The sequence below is a fragment of the Microbacterium sp. CPCC 204701 genome (assembly GCF_004010105.1).
In the GTDB taxonomy this organism is placed as follows: Bacteria; Actinomycetota; Actinomycetes; order Actinomycetales; family Microbacteriaceae; genus Microbacterium.
On sequence record NZ_RRYE01000569.1, the window covers coordinates 1 to 1,403 of the forward strand.

1 protein-coding gene and 1 pseudogene are annotated in these 1,403 nt (G+C 70.7%); one reads left to right on the forward strand and one right to left on the reverse strand.

Going from position 1 to position 1,403, the window contains the following annotated elements:
* On the forward strand, positions 1-1,024 hold a 1,024-nt coding region (gene sucB / locus EIO58_RS17945; protein WP_127820559.1), incomplete at its 5' end, for a 2-oxoglutarate dehydrogenase, E2 component, dihydrolipoamide succinyltransferase.
* Between the two features lie 21 nt (positions 1,025-1,045).
* On the opposite strand, the pseudogene EIO58_RS17950 reads toward sucB, so the two are convergent.
* Positions 1,046-1,403 (reverse strand): annotated as a pseudogene (locus EIO58_RS17950) (hypothetical protein); the annotation flags it as partial.

Below are 1,403 nucleotides of genomic sequence, written 5' to 3' on the forward strand. Positions count from 1 at the left end.
TGCTGCTCCGGCTCCCGCTGCACCTGCCCCGGCCGCGCCCGCTGCACCGGCTCCCGCTGCACCGGCTCCCGCTGCACCTGCCCAGCCGGCCACCGCTGCTCCCGCAGCCGCCGATGACGCGGACGGCGTGGCCTACGTCACGCCGCTCGTGCGACGTCTCGCGCAGCAGCAGGGCATCGACCTGTCGACCGTCAAGGGCACGGGTGTCGGCGGACGAATCCGCAAGGAAGACGTCCTCAAGGCGGCCGAGGCCGCCGCGGCACCGGCTGCTCCGGCTCCTGCGGCCCCCGCGCCGCTCGAGGTCTCGCCTCTGCGCGGCACGACCCAGCCGATGTCGCGTCTGCGCAAGGTGCTCGCCGAGCGTGCGGTGGCGTCGATGCAGTCGACGGCCCAGCTGACGAGTGTCATCGAGGTCGACGTGACGAAGGTCGCGGCCTTCCGCGACAAGGTGAAGGGCGACTTCCAGGCCAAGACCGGCGACAAGCTGTCGTTCCTGCCGTTCTTCGCCCTGGCCGCTGCCGAGGCGCTGCAGGCGTACCCCGTCGTCAACTCGACGGTGGACGGCGACCAGATCGTGTACCCCGCGACAGAGAACCTCTCGATCGCGGTCGACACCGAGCGCGGACTGCTCACTCCGGTGCTGCGTGACGCGGCGACCAAGAACCTCGCGCAGATCGCTCACGAGATCGCCGACCTCGCGGCGCGCACCCGCGACAACAAGCTGAAGCCCGACGAGCTGGCCGGGGGCACGTTCACGCTGACCAATACCGGCTCGCGCGGTGCGCTGTTCGACACTCCCGTCGTGTTCCTGCCCCAGACGGCGATCCTCGGCACGGGTGTCGTCGTCAAGCGGCCCGGCATCGTGACGGTCGACGGCAAGGACGCGATCTCAGTGCGCTCGTACGTGTACCTCGCGCTCTCGTACGACCACCGCGTGATCGACGGAGCTGACGCCGCACGCTTCCTGGGCGCGGTGAAGACCCGTCTCGAAGCGGCTGACTTCGAGGGTCAGCTCGGCATCTGATTCCGGTCCACACCGATCGACTCACGGCTGCTGCGCGACGTCATGGACGTCGCGCAGCAGCCATTTCTCGTTCTGCCGGACGACCACCACGAGCTGAGCGGGCAGCGCACCGTCGACGGCATCCACTCGAAGCACCGCGACGTCCCCGAAATCGTCGAGCAGTGTGAGCGCACGCTGCGCGCGCGGCACGTCGATGACGCCGGCGCCGAGCGGCACAGCGGGATCTGCGACGACGGCGTCGAGGCACCCGGTCTCACCCGCGCACGCTGCGCGCGCGTCGAGCAGGGCAGCCGTCACCGCGGCCAGATCAGCCGCCGCCGGCCCGGAAGGCTCCAACTCGGAAGGTGCCCGCGTGGCAGTCGCAGCATCCGTCGGCGCG